The organism is uncultured Gimesia sp. (assembly GCF_937910335.1).
Taxonomy (GTDB): Bacteria; Planctomycetota; Planctomycetia; order Planctomycetales; family Planctomycetaceae; genus Gimesia.
This window is the reverse complement of record NZ_CALEMX010000367.1, coordinates 1-2,469: the sequence shown is the minus strand read 5'-3', so window position 1 is coordinate 2,469 and position 2,469 is coordinate 1. Positions and strand designations below refer to the sequence as shown.

The window sequence follows — 2,469 nt, the reverse complement described above, 5'->3', positions numbered from 1 at the left end:
GGCTGACAGGGCTCGTGCGTGATCACGGGAAATGAGATGACAACTGCAGTGTGCTTTGCTAATCTAGATTTACCAAAATGAAGATTCCACGCTGATTTTCAAAAGAAAGAAGTTCTCATGCGAGTGATCGGGAAGAAAAAGATCTGGTGGTTGGTGTATGTCCTGGTGATGATACAGTTAAGTCTCGTACACGATGCCCAGGCTGATGAAACTTCGACGGGCAAATTGAGTAAATCCCAGCAGACGGCTGTGAAAGATGTCATTGAACGGGCAGAGGATTTAATAGCAGTCAATCAGTCTATCTGGAATTATGCAGAAGTAGGCTTACAGGAAACGAAGTCGTCTCAGTTACTGATTGAGAAATTGAAACAGGACGGATTCACCGTGAAGAGTGGCGTTTCTGATATGCCGACGGCATTCGTAGCCAGCTATGGAAGTGGCAAACCAGTAATCGGAATTCTCGCTGAGTACGATGCGTTACCTGGCTTGTCTCAAAAGGCAATTGCCTATCGAGAGTCTCTGACTGAGGGGGGGGCAGGTCATGCCTGTGGACATAGTGGCCTGGGGACGGCTGCGTTAGGAGCGGCGCTTGCTGTAAAACGGGCGATTGAGAAACATCATCTTAAGGGGACGATTCGCCTGTATGGAACGCCGGCTGAAGAGACCGGGCTGGGAAAAGTTTATATGCTGCTCGACGGTCAGTTCAAGGATCTGGATATCTGCCTGCATTGGCATCCCTCTTCCAAGACGAACGTACATTTAGGAAGTTCGAAAGCACTGGTGTCGGTTAAGTTTACCTTTAGCGGTTTGCCCGCCCATGCATCGGTCAGCCCGGAACGGGGCGTAAGTGCCCTGGATGCTGTCGAGCTAATGAATACCGGTGTTAATTTTATGCGCGAGCATGTGAAAGAAGATGCTCGGATGCATTATGTGATTATCGATGGTGGAGGGCAACCTAACGTAGTCCCTGCGAAAGCGACTGTCTGGTATTACGTGCGGGCGAATACACATGAAGACCTGGAACGTAACTATCGCTGGGTAATCGATATCGCCAAAGGAGCCGCTTTGATGACTCGTACGAAACTCAAAGTACAAGTTGATACTGATAATCATGAATTAATACCTAATACACCACTTTCAGAATTGATACATAAAAAATTAACGGCAATCGGGCCTCCCAAATTTTCGGATGAAGAAAAAGTATTTGCCCGTCGTATCCAACAGCCATTGATTGAAAAGTTTGGTCAGAACTTTCCGATGGCCATCGATAACCGGATCCATACGCTGCTTGAATCCCGAACTTCCACGAAAGGTTCAACCGACGTTGGAGATATCAGTTGGCATATTCCCACTGGTGGGTTACGGACGACTTGTTTTGCTGCCGGCAATCCCGGTCACAGTTGGCAGAATGTAGCCTGCATCGGTTCTTCGATTGGCGAGAAAGGGATTTTGTATGCAGCCCAAGCATTGGCTGCTTCCACGGTAGAACTACTGGAGAATCCCGCTTTAGTGAAAGATGCGAAAGCAGACTTTGATCAACGGATAAAAGACCGGAAATATATCACATTAATTCCCAAAGGACAAAAACCTCCTGTCAAAATCAGGTAGTTGAAGCCGAAGGCTGTTTTACACGGGCCAACCATATTCTCCAATCAATGGGACGAAGGTAAAGGCTCCCAGATTCTCTTCAGACAGTTCACCATTTTTCAGAGTAAACCGATACATGGTCTGACCTGTATGTTCTGTTCCAATGGGAATGATGATTCGCCCATCGGGTTTGAGTTGATTCCGATACGGTTCTGGAAGTGAAGCTGCCCCTGCTGTAACAATAATGACATCATAGGGGGCTGCTTCTTGAACACCCTGATTTCCATCTGCGGTGTGAATATGCACGTTGGAATAACCAAAGCGGTGTAATCGTTCCGTGGCCTGTTTTTTAAATTCCGGAATTCGCTCGACCGTATGCACTTCACTGGCTAGCAAAGATAAAACAGCAGCTCCGTAGCCAGAGCCAGTACCAACTTCCAATACATTTTCATCACCCTTGAGCTGAGCCGCCTGACACATATATGCGACGGTAAAGGGTTGAGAAATTGTCTGATTGTAACCAATTGGTAAGGCGCAATCGTTGTAAGCCAACGATTGTTGATCGAGTGAAACAAATTTCTCACGCGGAACCTGACTCATGGCATCCAGAACACGACGATCATCAATACCTCGAGGTTGAAGATGTTGTGCCAGCATCGTCTGGCACTCCAGTTTCCAACGATCACTGTCTTTCATTGGTGAATGATTCATGTTTTGAATACTTTTCCATGAGTATTGATTCGTTCCAATAGTGAGTAGGTTTTTTATCCTGCATTTTATAATAATCAAAATTTTATTTCACGAGACAAGATTGTTTATAGTAGAAGAATTATATTTGTCGTATAAAAGTATAGGAAATCGTGTCAAACCATTGGTAAGTAT

General features: G+C 45.8%; 2 protein-coding genes. One reads left to right on the top strand and one right to left on the bottom strand.

Features of this window, described 5'->3' with window-relative positions:
• The first annotated feature begins 117 nt into the window (after window positions 1-117).
• Entirely contained in the window at window positions 118-1,608 is a 1,491-nt protein-coding gene (locus tag Q0668_RS14725) for an amidohydrolase (protein ID WP_298865995.1), read from the top strand.
• A gap of 18 nt (window positions 1,609-1,626) precedes the next feature.
• Here the strand turns inward: Q0668_RS14725 and Q0668_RS14720 are convergent, their stop codons facing one another.
• Entirely contained in the window at window positions 1,627-2,298 is a 672-nt protein-coding gene (locus tag Q0668_RS14720; RefSeq protein ID WP_298865993.1) for a protein-L-isoaspartate(D-aspartate) O-methyltransferase, read from the bottom strand.
• Window positions 2,299-2,469: the final 171 nt, after the last annotated feature.

What these genes read in the sequence shown, in the direction of transcription:
- Q0668_RS14725 (WP_298865995.1), top strand. Translation starts at nt 118, where the DNA reads ATGCGAGTGATCGGGAAGAAAAAGATCTGGTGGTTGGTGTATGTCCTG.
- Q0668_RS14720 (WP_298865993.1), bottom strand. Translation starts at nt 2,298, where the DNA reads ATGAATCATTCACCAATGAAAGACAGTGATCGTTGGAAACTGGAGTGC.